Source organism: Yoonia sp. 67-2 (genome assembly GCF_035117555.1).
Taxonomy (GTDB): domain Bacteria; phylum Pseudomonadota; class Alphaproteobacteria; order Rhodobacterales; family Rhodobacteraceae; genus Yoonia.
On the sequence record NZ_JAYKPK010000012.1, the window covers coordinates 15,186 to 29,741 of the forward strand.

Sequence of the window (14,556 nt, forward strand, 5' to 3'; positions counted from 1 at the left end):
TGGATGTTTTCAGCGGCGGCGTTTGGTTTCGACCGCCTGTTGGGTGCGGGCCAGCTGTCTTTCGGCTTGCTTGAGATCCCGCTGCGCGACGGCGACGAAAACCGCGTCCATGATGTTGAGTTGTGCCACCCGCGCCGCCGCATTTTCGCCCAGCAAAGGTGACCCCTGTGCGGTGGAACATAATGCGATATCGGCCAGTTCCGACAAAGGCGCATTGGCGTAATTGGTGATCGCGATGACGCGCGCGCCTTGTTGGCGGGCCAGCCGCGCCGCCTCGATCACGTTCGATGTGGTACCAGAGTGGCTGAAGGCGACGACCACATCCTCTGGCCCCAGCAAGGTGGCGGACATCAGCATCATATGCGGATCATCCTGCACCCCCGCGCGCAGGCCGATCCGCAGGAATTTATGCGCCACATCCCGCGCAATCTGCGCCGATCCACCGACGCCATAGAAATCGCGCTGCCGGGCTTTGAACAACAGGTCCGCCGCGCGGTCAAAGGCGTCAACATCAAGGATCGACATGGTTTCCTCGATCGCCTGCATTGCGGTCTGGAACACTTTGCGGATGATATCGGCAGAGCTGTCATCGGGTGATATTTCATTGTGCAGAGATGCGACATCGGTTTGCAGATAGACCACCAGCGCTTCGCGAAAGTCACGATAGCCGTTGAAGCCCAGTTTCTTTGCGATCTTGACGACCATCGCGTCAGAGACCCCGGCATCCTCTGACACTTGCCGCAGCGCGGTGGTCAGGTTCAGATCACTGCGCCCGGTGATATTGTCCACGACCCGCGCTTCGAGCGGTGTGAGAAACGGCATCTGCATCCGTATCTGTGCGCCGATCGTGCGCGGATCGTTCCGTTCCATGATGTGCTGCCCTATGATTTCAAGCCTTTATGCTTTGCCGCGGGTTGCACGGTCAATCAGCATTGCCACGATGATGATAATACCTGTCGCCAGAAGCTGGTAGAACGCTTGCACATTCATCAGGGTCAGTCCGTTGCGCAGACCGCCCAGAATGACAGCCCCCATGATCGTGCCGACAACAGAGCCTTTGCCACCCATCAGCGAGGCCCCACCAATCGCAGCGGCTGCGATGGCATCCAGTTCCCACAGATTGCCCATCGTCGGGTCCGCGGCACCCAGACGACCCGTCAGGATCAGCGCGGCCACAGCCGCAAGGCCACCAGATAGCACATAGACGGTGATCTTGGTGCGCACGACGGGAACACCGGCGATCCGTGCTGCTTCGGGGTTGCCGCCGACGGCGAGGATATATTCGCCCAAAGGTGTCCGGTTCAGCACGACCCACAGGGTGACCGCGATAATGGTCACGATGATCACCGGCACCGGGACGCCAAACACCAGCCCGTTGATCGCCTGCCGGAATTCCGGCGGAATGCCGAATATTGGGTTGCCGCCGGTGAAGATCAGCGACAATGCCCGGTATAGCGACAGGCCACCCAAGGTCACGATGAACGGTTGCAACCCGGCCACCGCGATCAGCGTGCCGCTGAACAACCCGCAGGCCATGCCGGTCATGATCGCACCGATCACAGCCAGCGGGATCGGCACACCGGCGACCATCAGGGTCGCGCCGACGACCGCAGATATCGCAGCCGCAGGACCGACCGACAGGTCAATACCGCCCGAAATGATCACAAAGGTCATCCCCAGCGCGATACAAGCATTGATCGACGATTGCTGCAGGATATTGATCAGATTAGGCGAGGTGAGGAATACCGGATTCAACACAGCAAAAACCGCAAAAATCAGGATGAGGCCGAAGAATGTCCCCGCGTCGCGCAGATTGATACGCGCGATAAAACGGGGCAGGGCGGCTGTGGGTGTCTGGGTCATTGCTGGGCCTCCATAGACGGGGTCAGTTGGTCTGTCGCTGCAGACTTGGGGATGGCATAGGCCGCGATGGCGGTTTCCGAAATGTCAGCACCGTCAAGCACGGCGGCAATGCGGCCTTCGCGCATCACCATGACCCGGTCGGACAGGCGCATGATCTCTGGCATTTCGGAACTGACGACGATGATCGACTTGCCCGCCTCGGCCAGTTGCGCGATCAGGTCGTAGATTTCGGATTTCGCCCCGATATCAATGCCGCGCGTCGGTTCGTCAAACAACAGGATATCTACATCAGCGGCCAGCCAGCGACCGATGATCGCCTTTTGCTGGTTACCGCCTGAAAACGTACCGATGGCGCGGGTGACATCGGGCGGGCGCATGCCCATCCGCTGCATCAGCGCGGTGGATTCCGCATGCAGTTTCCGGCGGCGCAACAGGCCGAACCGGGTGAAACGGGACATGCAGGGCAAGGCGATATTGGATGAGACGGGGCGGTCGCGCACGATGCCGTCTTTCTTGCGCTCTTCCGGCACCAGACCGATACCCGCGCGGATCGCATGGCGGGGGCTGCGCAGATTGACGGCTGTGCCGTGCAGCGTGACACGGCCACTGCTGACAGGGTCGATGCCCGCAATCAGACGCAGCAATTCGGTGCGGCCGGAACCGACCAGCCCGGCCAGACCCAGAACCTCGCCCTGATGCAGGGTGAAACTGGCGTCGCGGATAAAGCCGCCGTCGGACAGCGCCTCGACCTGCATCACTGGTTTCGGGCGGGCATGGCTGACATGGGTTTCCTGCAGGATATCGCGGCCGACCATGCGGGCGACGACCTGATCTTCGGTTGTTTGCGCCAGATCAACGGTATCGATGAATTTCCCGTCGCGGAGGATCGTGGCACGGTCGCAGACGCGGAACACCTCGTCCATCTTGTGCGAGACGTAAATCACCGACACGCCCCGCCCGGCAAGCCGCGCGATCAAGGCGGCAAGGCTTTCAAATTCGGACGGGGTCAGGGAGGATGTCGGTTCATCCATTGCGATGATCCGTGCATCATCCAGCAAGGCGCGGGCAATCTCGACGATCTGCTGCTGGGCGACCTTGAGCGTGTGGATCGGCGCGCGCGGATCAATGCGGGGGTCCAGATCGGCGAGCAAATCGCGCGCCCGGCGTTCCTGTGCGCGGCGGTCGACAAGCAGGCCCCCTGCCTTTGTCAGCGGGCGACCCAGAAACAGGTTCTGCGCGACGCTCAGCTGTGGGATATGCTGCAATTCCTGATGGATCATCGCGATGCCTGCGGCGCGCGCATCGGCCGGGCGGTTCAGGGTCACCGGCTGGCCGTCAATGATGATCTGCCCTGCGGTCGCCTGAAACACGGCGGACAGGATATTCAGCATTGTCGATTTACCGGCACCGTTTTCACCCAGCAGGCCATGCACCTCGCCCGGGCGGACATCGAAACTGACGTCGTCCAGGGCGCGGATACCCGGAAATTCTTTGGTGACGCCGACCAGCGACAACCGGCTTGCAGAATTTGTCATGTGGTTACTTTCGCGTTGCCCCTGGCAGCAAACGGGCGGCGGTGCCGCAGGGCCGTCAGGATAGCGGTTCAAAGGGTGGCGCGCGACATATCACGCGCCACCGGGTGGCCGGATTATTCGGCCAGCAGCATTTCACGCAGGGTGCCGGTATCCTCGACCGAATATTCCGCCACATTGTCTGCCGTGATCAGCGCCTGCGGCGTTGCAACCACACGCGGCAGGTCCTGACCTGCGATCAGGCGCAGCACGACTTCCATCGCGACTTCGCCGGTCAGGACCGGAAAGCTGTCGACAGTGCCGGTCAGATCGCCCGCACGGATCGAATTATAGGCATCGGAAATCCCGTCCGTGCCGAAAACCGCTACCTGATCCTGCAGACCTGCGGCCTTGACCGCCTCGACCACGCCCAGGGCCATACCATCGTTATTGGCGTAGAACCCGATCAGGTCGGGATGCTGTTGCAGAATGTTCGATGCGGAATCATAGGCGGTCTCCCGGCTCCAGTTCGCGGGGACGCTGGCCACCACGTCAAAGCCTTCGGCAGCAGTGATCGTCGCGGTGAAGCCATCGGTGCGCTGACCTGCGGCGAAAACGCCGGGCTGGCCTTCGATCACGGCGACCTTTCCACCTTCGGGCGCATTGTCGATGAACCATTGCGCGACGCGAACACCATTATCACGCTGCACATTGCCGACGTAATGAGTCGCTGACGGGATCACGGCATCGTTGACATTGACAACGGTGATGCCGTCGCGCGCCGCGGATTCCATGGCAGGTTGCAGGTTATTGTCGGTCTGCGGCGACACCAGCAGGCCCTGATAACCTTGCAGGATCATGTTTTCCGCAATCGACAGCTGGCCCAGCTGGTCACCCTCGGACGGGGCGGCCTGATAGGCAAAGCCGACACCCAGCGCATCCGCTACATTCTGATAGCCCTGACCAAGGGAACGCCAGTATTCGTTGGTCAATGTCTTGGACACGCCGCCGACGCTTGTGCCTTCGGCAATGGCGGGCATGTCGCCAAAGCGTTCGGTCAGTTCCGACCAATCCATGCGGTCAGGTTCTTCGTCAGAGTTCAGCGGTGCCAGATCCTGCGCCGCTGCGATTCCGGCAAGCGCAGTCATGGCGCTGGCCATCAAAAAGGTCTTGATCGTCTTCATCTTAGGTTTCCTCCCTTTACGATGTGTAGATAGCTTGTAAAGTTTATGCGCCGCTCATAATCCGTGCGACCGCACGTTGGCTGAGTGGCGAATTCTGTGTGGCAATCGCATCCTGCAGGCTGTTGTCCCCGGCAATGCGGCCAGCCATCACCATGAAGCGTTCAACAGCTTCGATATTGGTGCGGCATTCCTCGACCGGATCAATGCCGGATGCATCGGGGAATGTATCGAAATAGATCACCCCGTCATAACCGTCGCGGGTGATCTGCCATAGCAGTTCCAGCGTCGCTTGCGGATGCACGCTGCCGACCATCAGACCATCGTCGCGTTTGGCGTAGCCATCGTTCAGATGCACGCCCAGCAGGCGCGATTTCCGCGCGATCAGCGTGGCGGCAAAGGCGGGCATTTCATCGGCATAAAGCACATGCGCGAAATCCAGCGTCACCCCGGTATTGGCGCAACCGGTTTCCGCAATCGCCAAAAGCGTGGTCGCCGCATCGGGCAGCAATGCATAGGATCGAGGTTCGTTCGCCTTATATTCAATGGAAATCATACAATCCGGGGCATGTTCGGCGACTTCACGGATGCCGGATACTTCGTCATCCCACATCCGCCCGTAATCACCCTGAAAGCTGTAGTCAAAACCATCCTGCCCCAGCCAGAGCGTCATCAGCGGCGCGCCCATTTCCAATGCTGCATCGATGCCGCGCTTGGTCAGGTCGATGGCTTCCTGCCGGACAGCACGGTCGGGATTGGTAAAGGCACCCAGTTTGAAGGCTGGATTGGTGTAGTAGCGCATGGCAAGGCCGTTCACCTGCAAGCCGAGGTCGTTGATCTGCGCAAGCACATCTTTGGGCGCACCGCTCACATGGTCAGGAAAGTTCAGGTCCACATGCGTCAGCCCCGTCACGCTGGCAGCGCGGCGAGCCATCATTTCAAGCGTGGGCTTTCCTTTGTGGTCAGGCCATGCCTTCTCGGCTTGCGCGGCAAAAGAATTCAAGCGTGTTGCGAATCTGGTCATGTATGATCCTCCATACTTCACAACAAATATATAATTTGTGAAGCTGTCAAGACATGAGATTGAAAGTACCTGAATGAAGCCTCCAAACATCCGGCACCGGATGTGGGTGGAGGGTAGGGAAAAGCTGGCTCTTCACGGGTGTCGATACCTGTGCGGAAACCCCTGCGCGGCGCAATACTCCCCGCAGGGAGGCGTGCTTCAAGATCACCATCGGTGAAAAGTGACTCGCGCGTGTCATCAACCCCCGCCGTTGTGGTGCGGAGGGTGAATCATGCCCTCAACTCGCTGTCGAACAAGGGCTTATTCAGCCGCTTGTTAGTCCACGTGCGCGGTGGGCTGGGCCTTTGTCTGCAATTTTGACGTCGAGCCTTTCCCCGCGGTTCCATGATGATGTGCCCCGGGCCAGACAGGCAAGGTTTTTTCTTCCGCGACCCAATGGTCGGGTGCGACCATGGTCAAGGCGGATCGGCTGGGCATCGCACCCGGCACGAAGAGCAGATCGGGCATTTTTGCCATCCGGGGCAATTGCAAGCGTCGGCCGCGCATAGCAGGATCGGGCTTTGGAACAGCCGACAGCAGCCGCCTTGTGTAGCTGTGCATCGGGTTGGACAGCACATGGTTGGTGCGCCCTGTTTCGACGATCTGACCTGCATACATAACCGCAACGCGGTGGCTGACACGTTCCACCACCGCGATATCATGCGAAATGAACAAAAAGGAAATCCCGTCCTCTGCCTGCAATTGTGCCATCAGGTCGGTGACTTGCCGCGCAACTGATACGTCAAGAGCAGAGACTGCCTCATCCGCCACGATCAGGGCGGGTTTCACCGATAAGGCCCGCGCGATGCAAAGCCGTTGCCGCTGTCCGCCGGAAAACTGATGTGGATAGCGGTCAGCCGCCTGCGGTTCCAGACCGACCTTTGCCAGCAGATCGATAGCCATGGCTTTCGCTGCCTTGCGGCCAAGGTGGCCCGCGATCTGGGCTGGTTCGGTGATCAGGTCCCAGACCGGTAGTCTTGGGTTGAGGCTGGCGAAAGGGTCCTGAAACACCATCTGCGCCTTGGACCGAAGCGGTTGCATTTGTTTCGATGACAGGCCAGTGATATCCTGCCCGTCAAGGCGGATCGTACCTGCCGCAGGGTCCACCAGCCTGAGCACAGCGCGCGCCAGAGTGGATTTACCGCAGCCGGATTCCCCGACCAGCCCGAGCGTTTCGCCGCGTCCAATTGTCAGCGACACATTGTTCACGGCGCAGTAATCAAGGTGATTTCCCGGCAACAGGCCGCGCCGGACCGGAAACCTGACCGAAAGATTGCCCACATCCAGAATGGCATCTGATTTCGGGGGCGGTTTGGGGGACCCGGACCCCAGCCTTGGCGTGGCGGCCATCAGCTTGCGGGTATAATCGGCCCGCGGACGCGCAAAGATGTCCCCGGCATTACCGGTTTCGACCATTTCGCCCTGCTGGAGCACCACCACCCGGTCCGCGATTTCCGCCACCACGCCCATATCATGGGTGATGAACAGCATAGCCATACCGATTTCGGTTTGAAGGTTGCGGATCAAATCCAGAATTTCGGCCTGTGTTGTGACATCAAGTGCGGTTGTCGGTTCATCCGCGATCAGCAGATCAGGACGGCAGGCCAGCGCCATGGCGATCATCACGCGCTGGCGCAGCCCGCCCGAAAGCTCGTGCGGGTACTGGGTCATCCGGCGTCCCGGTTCCGGGATTCGGACCTGATCCAGCGCCTCCTTCGCGGCCCGCTGCGCCGCCTGCCTACTAATTCCCTGATGCAGTGACAGGACTTCGGTTACCTGATCGCCAAGGGTCATGACTGGGTTCAGGGCCGTCATCGGTTCCTGAAAGATCATCGAAACCCGCTTCCCCCGGACCTGCCGCATCTGCACGTCGCTCAGCGCAGCGAGATCCAGTGGCGGCGTGCCGTCCAGCAGAATACGCCCACCGTCCAACTGCCCGCCTTCACGCTCGATCAGGCGCAATATCGCCAACGCGGTGGCAGATTTTCCTGACCCGGATTCCCCCACCAGCGCGACGGTTTCCCCCTGGTTGACAGTAAAGGACAGCCCTTTGACGGCCACATGCGACCCAAAGCGCAAGGCGAGATTTTCGACATCGAGAACGGGGGGCATTTGCATTACTCCGTCACGGCTGCATGACGCGCGCGCAATTGGGGGTGCTCGCGAAAATTCGGCAGCGGCGGCGTCCAGCGCTGTGCTGTCGGCTTGAAGCTGGCGGTGAACGGGTCGTCACCGCTCACTTGCCAACGGACAGTATCGCCAAGCTCGATCACGCCCATCGCGCCTGCAGGTTCACCGCCGGTCGTGAAACTTTCGGTCAGTGATTGCTGGGTCAGGTGAGTGATGCCATCCACCGTCGTGAGCGTGTTCCAATGCACATGCCCGGCAAGGCAGACGACCGGGACGCGTGCCAACGACAGCGCGGCGCGTGCGCGGTCCGCCATGGGATAGGTGGCGCTGCCGGGGTTGTTCTGGAAATAGTAATTGCCGATCTGGGAATGCCCCGACACCGGCACATGGCTGGCCATCAGCACCGGACGGTCCGCCGCCTGCATGACTTTCGCGAGCCAGACCAGATCTTCTTCGGCAAGCACAAAGCCGCTGTGGTCGGGGCTGCGGCGGATCTTGCTGTCGGCGCGCCACAGGACGATCCGCCAACCGGCGATGTCATGCACTTCATGGCCCAGCGATCGGCCAAGGATATTTTCGTTTTCAGCGACGCTGAGGTGGTCGCGGTCATGATTGCCGTTCAGATGCCAGATCGGTGCTGTCACCGCGCGGAAGGCGTCAGCGACCTCGGCCTCCAGTCGCAGGTCGGTTTCGTGGTTTTCATCAGAGATCCGGTCACCAAGGTCAAGAACATGGGATGCGCCAGCATCCTCGGCAAAGCGGGCAAATTCAGCCATAAGGCCCAGGGCCGCATCACCGCGCTTGGCCGTTGATGGTTTGCCGTGGTGGATATCTGTGATGATCGCAATGCGCAGATTCATTGGTTTGTCCTTTCAGGGAGGGCCCAGACCCCGCAGGGCTTGGGCCGGAAACAGATCAGTTAGAGGCGAAGGAGATAGACCCGGCGCGGAAGTCGAGCACATAGGGGATATGGCCGGGCTTGGGTGCCCAAACGATATCGCTGCGCATGGCCCAGCTTTCGTAGGGGCGATACAGCGGCAGGACGGGCGGGTTGGCTGCGATCCGTTCCATCAGGTCGGCATAAGCGGCGCGGCGTTCCGCGACATCATGCGAATAGCGGAATTTGTCCCAGGATGCGGCGTAATCTGCATCGGTATTGAAACGCCCTTCGGATTCCGACGGGCCGTTTGGCGCCCACATCACGCCGAAGCTGCCGAAAGGATCCGCGAAATACATCGGGTTCGACCAGTTCCGTGTCATCATCTCGGGGCTGTTGCCGGTCCAGCTGGGCATGTCACGAATGCTGGCATTGATGCCGATTTCGCCCCACATTTCGGTAATCGCCTGCGCCGCGAGATAGCCATTCGTATAGTAGGACCCCTGCGTGTCAAAAGTGATCTCGAACCCGTCATAGCCCGCTTCTTCAAGAAGCTCTTTGGCGCGGTCGGGATTGTAGGTGAAGGTTTCGAGTTCCGGCATGTAAAGATCGCCGAATTCTTCCATCGTATGGCTGGAGGGTACATGCGCTTTGCCGAGCCAAAGAGCCTCGTTCAGCAGGTCGCGGTCAATTGCCATCGACAGGGCCTGCCGGATCCGCGGGTCTGCGAGTCGGGGATGGTTCATGTTCATGATCATGACATGAAACAGCGCCGTCTGGCCGCCGACCGCCGTCAGGTCGGGGTCGTTCTCGATCTGGGACAGCTGATCTGGTGCGATATTGGTGGCGATATCCGCCTCACCCGTGCGCAACGCTGTGATCCGTGATGCGGTTTCAGGGACATGGATGACGTTCACGCGGTCCAAAGGTGCCTGATCGCCCCAGAATTCGTCATGTCGTTCCCAGGTGATTTTCTGACCCGGTACGAATTCGGCAACAGCATAAGGGCCAGTGCCGACCGGGGCGAGCGAAAATGCCTCGAAATCATCGTGTTCCAGAGCTTCGGGATCACCGGCAAGGCCCATTACATAGGCCTGCGGGATGATGAAGGTCTGCTGCAGGTTCAGCAAAGTTTCGAACAATGGTTCAGGGCGTTTGACATGCACACGGACGGTCAGGTCATCGACCTTTTCGACATGATCGAAATTGGCCAGACGGTCACGCATCCGAACCTGATAGGGTGGAAAATCGGCCTGGAACATGCGGTTCAGCGAAAATACGACATCATCTGCGGTCATCGTGCTGCCGTCGTGAAAGACCACGCCGTCGCGCAGCGTCAGCTCCATCACGGTGGGTTCCACAAGGTCCCATGCGGTGGCAAGGCCCGGCACGAAAACTTCTGAGGCAGCCGTATAGTCTTTGTGGATCAGCGGATCAAAGCTGTTGAAGTAGAACTGCGATCCGACATTGGAATGGTCGCGGCCCGGGTCAAGATAGTCTGACACGTTGGCCGCAGCGACTGTCAGATCGCGTGCCTGGGCCATGCCTGTCAGGGCGCAGGCAAGCAATGTGGTTGTCAGAAGGTATTTCATGATGAGGTCTCCGTTTTGGTGGGGTGAAAGGTTCAGCGGCTGCGCAGCCGCACGTCCGCGCGGTCCCGCAGCCAGTCGCCAAGGATCTGGACAGCAAAGGTAACCGTGAGGATGAGAAAGGCCGGGACCAGCACGATCCATGGTGCGGTCGGCATGTAATCGCGACCCACACCGACCATTGCGCCAAGCGTGGCGGTGGGTGGCTGCACGCCAAGCCCGAGAAAGGACAAAGTGCTTTCCAGCAAGATGATGCTGGACAGCGACAGCGTGAACTGCACCACCAGCGGCGAGACGATATTGGGCAACAGGTGCCGGATGGCGATCCGCATGGGGGCGGCACCGGCGCAGCGCGCGGCCTCGATGAAGGGCAGGCGCATGAGCCGCGACACGTCGGCCCGGATGATGCGGGCATATTGTTCCCAGCCGGACAGGCCGAGCACGATCACCATCACTTCCAGAGAATTGCCGAAGATGGTCAGCAGGAACAATGCGACCAAAGTGAACGGGATGGCGATCTGTGTATCGACCGCGCCCATGATCGCGGCCTCTGTCCGGCCGCCGCGCAATCCGGCCAGCATGCCCAGCGTGCCGCCGATCAGCAGGCCAAGACTTGCCCCCAGAAAGGCCAGCGATAGCGTCAGCCGCAGGCCGTAAAGCGCGCGCGAAGCGACGTCGCGGCCCAGCTCATCCGTGCCCAGCAGGTTGCCGGGTCTTGCGCCTTCAAACCCTGCCGGCGGTTTCAGCCGCCCCAACAGGCTTTGCGAGGTTGGTGAAAATGGCGCGATCAGCGGCGCCAGAATTGCCATCGCGATCAAGGCAAGCCCGATCACAAGGGCAAGCCGCTGCACCATATTCCCGTCGCGCCAGAGCGCGGGCAGGAAAGCCTGTGTCTTGGGGGGCATTGGCAGACTTGTCATGGGTCAGGCTCCTTTGCGCAAGCGTGGATCGGCCCAGCTATAGGCAAGGTCGATCACGGCATTGATGGTGATGACGGCAAAGGCGACGGTGATGACACCAAACTGCAGCACCGGGTAATCCCGCCGGATCGCCGCATTCACCAGCAGCTCGCCGATGCCGGGCCAGGCAAAGATGGATTCGACCACGACCGAACCGGCGGCGGCCAGCCCCGCGATCTGCAGTCCGATCACCGACAGGATGGTGATACTGGCGTTGCGCAGACCATGACGCAGGATCACAGTGGTTTCGGCCAGTCCTTTTGCGCGGGCGGTGCGCATATAATCCTGGCCCAGAACATCCAGCATCGCGTTGCGGGTGAAACGGGTCAATGCGGCGATCAGCACGCCGGACAACACGATGGTCGGCATTATGAAATGGGCTGCCGTGGCATTTCCGACGACCGGCAGCCAGTTCAACCAGTAGGAAAAGATCAGCACCAGCAGCAGCGCCAGCACGAAATTCGGCACGGCATAGCCTAGGAAAACAAAGGTCATGACGGCGCTGCCAATCCAATGTTTGCGCCCCAATGCTGCGATCACCCCAAGCGGGATCGCCAGCACCAGCGTCAGCGCCATGGCCGACAGCAAAAGCTGCGCCGATGGCCAGAGCCTTTCGTAAACGATGTCAGCCACCGGGCGGCGTTCGAGGAATGACAGACCAAACTGCCCGTCGGTAAACCCGCGCAGAAAGGCGAAATACTGCGTCAGCAAAGGCCGGTCGAGTTCATAATACCGGATCAGGATGTCACGGTCTTCCTGCGTCAGCCCATCTGCGAGCACAAAATCGACAGGATTGCCGGACAGGCGTGTGGCGAAGAAAACCAGCGTCACGATCGCGAAAAAGGTCAGACCCATCCGCAGTATTGTCTTGAGAACGCGCATGATCATTCTGCGGCCTCGCAGTCCAGTCGTCCGATGGTGAACTTGCCGGGACGTTGCAATAGCACGAAGTCGACGCCTGCGGCTGCCGCTGCGGCACCGTCGGTTTCGGGTGTGTCGCCGATGAAAACGGCGGCTGACGGCATAACATCAGCGCGCCTCAGGCTGCGTTGAACCAGATCGGCGGCGGGCTTGCCCAGGCAGGAGTATCTCAGATCAGGGATGATACTGGTCACCGCAGCCAGAAGCGCGCCGGTTTCCGGCACCGGGCTGCCGTCCAGCGCAGGATGGCTGTGATCGGGGTTGGTCACGATCAGCGGCACGCCACGATGCACCAGTCCGACCAATTCTGTCAGGGCTTCCACGTCAAAGCCGGTGTCACGTGCCAGCACCACAACCTCTGGCCACTGCTTGTCCAGTTTCAGTCCAAGCGCGGTGGCAAGGCTTTGTAGGCCGGGTGTGGCGTAAAGTGCCACTCGCGCGCCGGGCTGTGCAGTTGCAAGGTCGCGCAGGGTTTCTTCTCCGGCCAGCAGGATACGATCCGCGCGGATCTCCAGCCCAAGGCAGCCAAGCCGCCCGGCGAGCTGTGCCGCGGTATCGGTGGAGTTATTCGAGACGATCCAGATCCTGTCGCCGCACAGCGCGAAAAGATCACGCACACCCGGCAGCACGGTGTCGCCAGCAACCAGACAACCGTCCAGATCGGCAAGCACGGCAGCTTTCCGTGGCCCCGGGCCATGCAGAAATTGCTCCAGTCGTATCGGCTGTCTCATGCGCTGTCCTTTCCGGTCTGCAAACGCCGACCAGCCTCAGAGGGGAGCTGCGGGTCACGGGGGTTGTGGTGCATTTTTGCGTTGAGCGCAGTCATGCGAGGGGCGTGTAACCGGCGCGTTACAAACGAAGGTGAAACTTGCGGACGATGAAAGATGAACCTGCAACAGCCGGAAAACGACTGACCCGATCGCGTTTGCGCGCTCTTGATGCTGTTGCCGAACAAGGGTCCTTTGCAAGCGCGGCGCGCCTGCTGAATCTGTCGCATTCCGCGATATCCCAGCAGGTCCGGGAACTCGAGATCGCCTATGGAATCAAGCTGTTTGAACGTGTGCGCGGGGTCTTGCAGCCGACGCCGATCTGTCTGGAACTGACCGACGTCGGCACCCGGATCCGTGAGGCTGAACAGGATGCCGCCCGCATTCTTGAACGCCGGGACGAGAGTGGCAAACATCGGCTGCGGGTGGGTTTGGGCAATTCCATGCCCGGAATCGCGATCGCAGCGCGGATGATTACCCGCCATCCCAGCGTGTCGATCACCGTGGAAAGCGGGTCACATCAAGAGATTCTCGCCGCCGTTCTGCGCCGCGAGGTTGATGTCGGGGTGCTGCCTGATATCCCACCCGATGCAAGGTTCCGCAGGTTGGTCGTCCTGTCGCAAGAAGTTGTCGCGATTGCGCGTGCGGGCAGCGCGCTCGCGCAACGCGGCGTGGTCAGCCTTGAGACACTGGCTGCGAGTCCTTTGATCTTTCGATCCAAAGGGTCTTCGACGCAAAAGGTGGTGGATCGCGCGTTCCGGCTGGCCAGATGTCATCCCGAGCCGCGCCTGACCGCCGATACCAGAGACGCGGTTTACGAAGCGGTCGCCATGGGCATCGGCATCGGTTTCATGTGGCGGCATGGCACTTATCGGGCCGATGCAGTGGCGCGTCTGACAATCAGCGACATCGGGCCAATGGTCGAAGAAGCTGTTTTCAGTCTTGCCGAAGAGCGCAACGCTCTGACGGATCTGTTTTTCAATGCGGCCACTGATTACAGCAGATCAGTCCACCCCGGCACAGGCGACAGCTGCGTGTGATAGACCTGCGCTGCTTCAGCATTTACCTACAAGCGGCGCAGCAGCTGGCATTGCTATAAGCATTGGCAATGATACCAATAATTGGTGTAATTGCTTGAAGGAGACACGCCATGCCGCGCAACACTTCGGTTTCACTGGGCGACCATTTCGCCAGCTTCATCGACGCTCAGGTCGGCGAAGGCCGTTATGGATCGGCAAGTGATGTTGTCCGGGCAGGTCTGCGCCTTCTCGAAGAACACGAGGCAAAGGTGAAAGCCTTGCAAAATGCGCTGATCGCTGGTGAGCGCTCTGGCACACCAAGACCATTTGATTTTGACGGCTTTGTTGCGCGCAAAACAGAGGAAGCCCAGTCAAATTGAAGGGATATCTTCTATCCCCGGCCGCCGAAACCGACATCAATAATATCTGGGATTACACTGACGAAAGATGGGGGCTGCGCCAAGCGCCAAGCTACATCACCGACATCAAAGATGCTTGTAACGCTCTAGTTCAAGGCCAACAGCAGCACAGATCGGTGTCTGTGCGTGACGGCTATTTCAAGTCGATGGTGGGGTTGCACATGATCTATTTTCCGTGAGGCTGATGATGGTTTGATCGTTGTCATCCGCATCTTGCATCAAAGTATGGATGTTGGCCGGCACTTGTCTGAATGACA

At 60.0% G+C, this 14,556-nt stretch carries 14 protein-coding genes; 3 read left to right on the forward strand and 11 right to left on the reverse strand.

Annotated elements, in window-relative coordinates:
* Positions 1 to 9: 9 nt before the first annotated feature.
* The 11 genes from VOY09_RS16495 to VOY09_RS16545 form a co-directional block, all read right to left on the reverse strand.
* Positions 10 to 870, reverse strand: coding sequence for a MurR/RpiR family transcriptional regulator (locus VOY09_RS16495; RefSeq protein ID WP_322895533.1), 861 nt, complete (start codon positions 868 to 870; stop codon positions 10 to 12).
* 27 nt (positions 871 to 897) lie between these two features.
* Complete coding sequence (locus VOY09_RS16500) at positions 898 to 1,863, reverse strand: ABC transporter permease (RefSeq protein WP_322895532.1); 966 nt, start codon at positions 1,861 to 1,863, stop codon at positions 898 to 900.
* Complete coding sequence (locus tag VOY09_RS16505; RefSeq protein ID WP_322895531.1) at positions 1,860 to 3,398, reverse strand: sugar ABC transporter ATP-binding protein; 1,539 nt, start codon at positions 3,396 to 3,398, stop codon at positions 1,860 to 1,862. Before VOY09_RS16505 ends, VOY09_RS16500 begins: the two co-directional genes overlap by 4 nt.
* A 113-nt stretch (positions 3,399 to 3,511) precedes the next feature.
* Positions 3,512 to 4,558, reverse strand: coding sequence for a substrate-binding domain-containing protein (locus VOY09_RS16510; RefSeq protein WP_322895530.1), 1,047 nt, complete (start codon positions 4,556 to 4,558; stop codon positions 3,512 to 3,514).
* A gap of 43 nt (positions 4,559 to 4,601) precedes the next feature.
* Entirely contained in the window at positions 4,602 to 5,579 is a 978-nt protein-coding gene (locus VOY09_RS16515; protein WP_322895529.1) for a sugar phosphate isomerase/epimerase family protein, read from the reverse strand.
* A gap of 315 nt (positions 5,580 to 5,894) precedes the next feature.
* On the reverse strand, positions 5,895 to 7,736 hold the full coding sequence (locus VOY09_RS16520) for a dipeptide ABC transporter ATP-binding protein (protein ID WP_416236770.1): 1,842 nt from the start codon (positions 7,734 to 7,736) through the stop codon (positions 5,895 to 5,897).
* Entirely contained in the window at positions 7,736 to 8,608 is an 873-nt protein-coding gene (locus VOY09_RS16525; RefSeq protein ID WP_322895527.1) for a metallophosphoesterase family protein, read from the reverse strand. Before VOY09_RS16525 ends, VOY09_RS16520 begins: the two co-directional genes overlap by 1 nt.
* A gap of 55 nt (positions 8,609 to 8,663) precedes the next feature.
* A complete protein-coding gene (locus tag VOY09_RS16530) occupies positions 8,664 to 10,217 on the reverse strand; it encodes an ABC transporter substrate-binding protein (protein WP_322895526.1) in 1,554 nt (517 codons plus the stop codon).
* A gap of 32 nt (positions 10,218 to 10,249) precedes the next feature.
* Positions 10,250 to 11,134, reverse strand: a complete 885-nt coding sequence (locus VOY09_RS16535; protein ID WP_322895525.1) for an ABC transporter permease — start codon at positions 11,132 to 11,134, stop codon at positions 10,250 to 10,252.
* A gap of 3 nt (positions 11,135 to 11,137) precedes the next feature.
* On the reverse strand, positions 11,138 to 12,061 hold the full coding sequence (locus VOY09_RS16540) for an ABC transporter permease (RefSeq protein ID WP_322895524.1): 924 nt from the start codon (positions 12,059 to 12,061) through the stop codon (positions 11,138 to 11,140).
* On the reverse strand, positions 12,058 to 12,825 hold the full coding sequence (locus VOY09_RS16545; protein ID WP_322895523.1) for an HAD-IIA family hydrolase: 768 nt from the start codon (positions 12,823 to 12,825) through the stop codon (positions 12,058 to 12,060). Before VOY09_RS16545 ends, VOY09_RS16540 begins: the two co-directional genes overlap by 4 nt.
* Before the next feature lie 146 nt (positions 12,826 to 12,971).
* On the opposite strand from VOY09_RS16545, the gene VOY09_RS16550 reads away from it, so the two are divergent.
* The 3 genes from VOY09_RS16550 (at position 12,972) to VOY09_RS16560 (ending at position 14,478) form a co-directional block, all read left to right on the forward strand.
* Positions 12,972 to 13,901, forward strand: a complete 930-nt coding sequence (locus tag VOY09_RS16550) for a LysR family transcriptional regulator (protein ID WP_322895522.1) — start codon at positions 12,972 to 12,974, stop codon at positions 13,899 to 13,901.
* Between the two features lie 110 nt (positions 13,902 to 14,011).
* Entirely contained in the window at positions 14,012 to 14,260 is a 249-nt protein-coding gene (locus VOY09_RS16555) for a type II toxin-antitoxin system ParD family antitoxin (protein WP_322895521.1), read from the forward strand.
* A complete protein-coding gene (locus VOY09_RS16560) occupies positions 14,257 to 14,478 on the forward strand; it encodes a type II toxin-antitoxin system RelE/ParE family toxin (protein ID WP_322895520.1) in 222 nt (73 codons plus the stop codon). Before VOY09_RS16555 ends, VOY09_RS16560 begins: the two co-directional genes overlap by 4 nt.
* Positions 14,479 to 14,556 lie beyond the last annotated feature (78 nt).

Coding starts and splice junctions, on each gene's coding strand:
- VOY09_RS16495 (WP_322895533.1), bottom strand. CDS start 870: ATGGAACGGAACGATCCGCGCACGATCGGCGCACAGATACGGATGCAG.
- VOY09_RS16500 (WP_322895532.1), bottom strand. CDS start 1,863: ATGACCCAGACACCCACAGCCGCCCTGCCCCGTTTTATCGCGCGTATC.
- VOY09_RS16505 (WP_322895531.1), bottom strand. CDS start 3,398: ATGACAAATTCTGCAAGCCGGTTGTCGCTGGTCGGCGTCACCAAAGAA.
- VOY09_RS16510 (WP_322895530.1), bottom strand. CDS start 4,558: ATGAAGACGATCAAGACCTTTTTGATGGCCAGCGCCATGACTGCGCTT.
- VOY09_RS16515 (WP_322895529.1), bottom strand. CDS start 5,579: ATGACCAGATTCGCAACACGCTTGAATTCTTTTGCCGCGCAAGCCGAG.
- VOY09_RS16520 (WP_416236770.1), bottom strand. CDS start 7,736: ATGCAAATGCCCCCCGTTCTCGATGTCGAAAATCTCGCCTTGCGCTTT.
- VOY09_RS16525 (WP_322895527.1), bottom strand. CDS start 8,608: ATGAATCTGCGCATTGCGATCATCACAGATATCCACCACGGCAAACCA.
- VOY09_RS16530 (WP_322895526.1), bottom strand. CDS start 10,217: ATGAAATACCTTCTGACAACCACATTGCTTGCCTGCGCCCTGACAGGC.
- VOY09_RS16535 (WP_322895525.1), bottom strand. CDS start 11,134: ATGACAAGTCTGCCAATGCCCCCCAAGACACAGGCTTTCCTGCCCGCG.
- VOY09_RS16540 (WP_322895524.1), bottom strand. CDS start 12,061: ATGATCATGCGCGTTCTCAAGACAATACTGCGGATGGGTCTGACCTTT.
- VOY09_RS16545 (WP_322895523.1), bottom strand. CDS start 12,825: ATGAGACAGCCGATACGACTGGAGCAATTTCTGCATGGCCCGGGGCCA.
- VOY09_RS16550 (WP_322895522.1), top strand. CDS start 12,972: ATGAAAGATGAACCTGCAACAGCCGGAAAACGACTGACCCGATCGCGT.
- VOY09_RS16555 (WP_322895521.1), top strand. CDS start 14,012: ATGCCGCGCAACACTTCGGTTTCACTGGGCGACCATTTCGCCAGCTTC.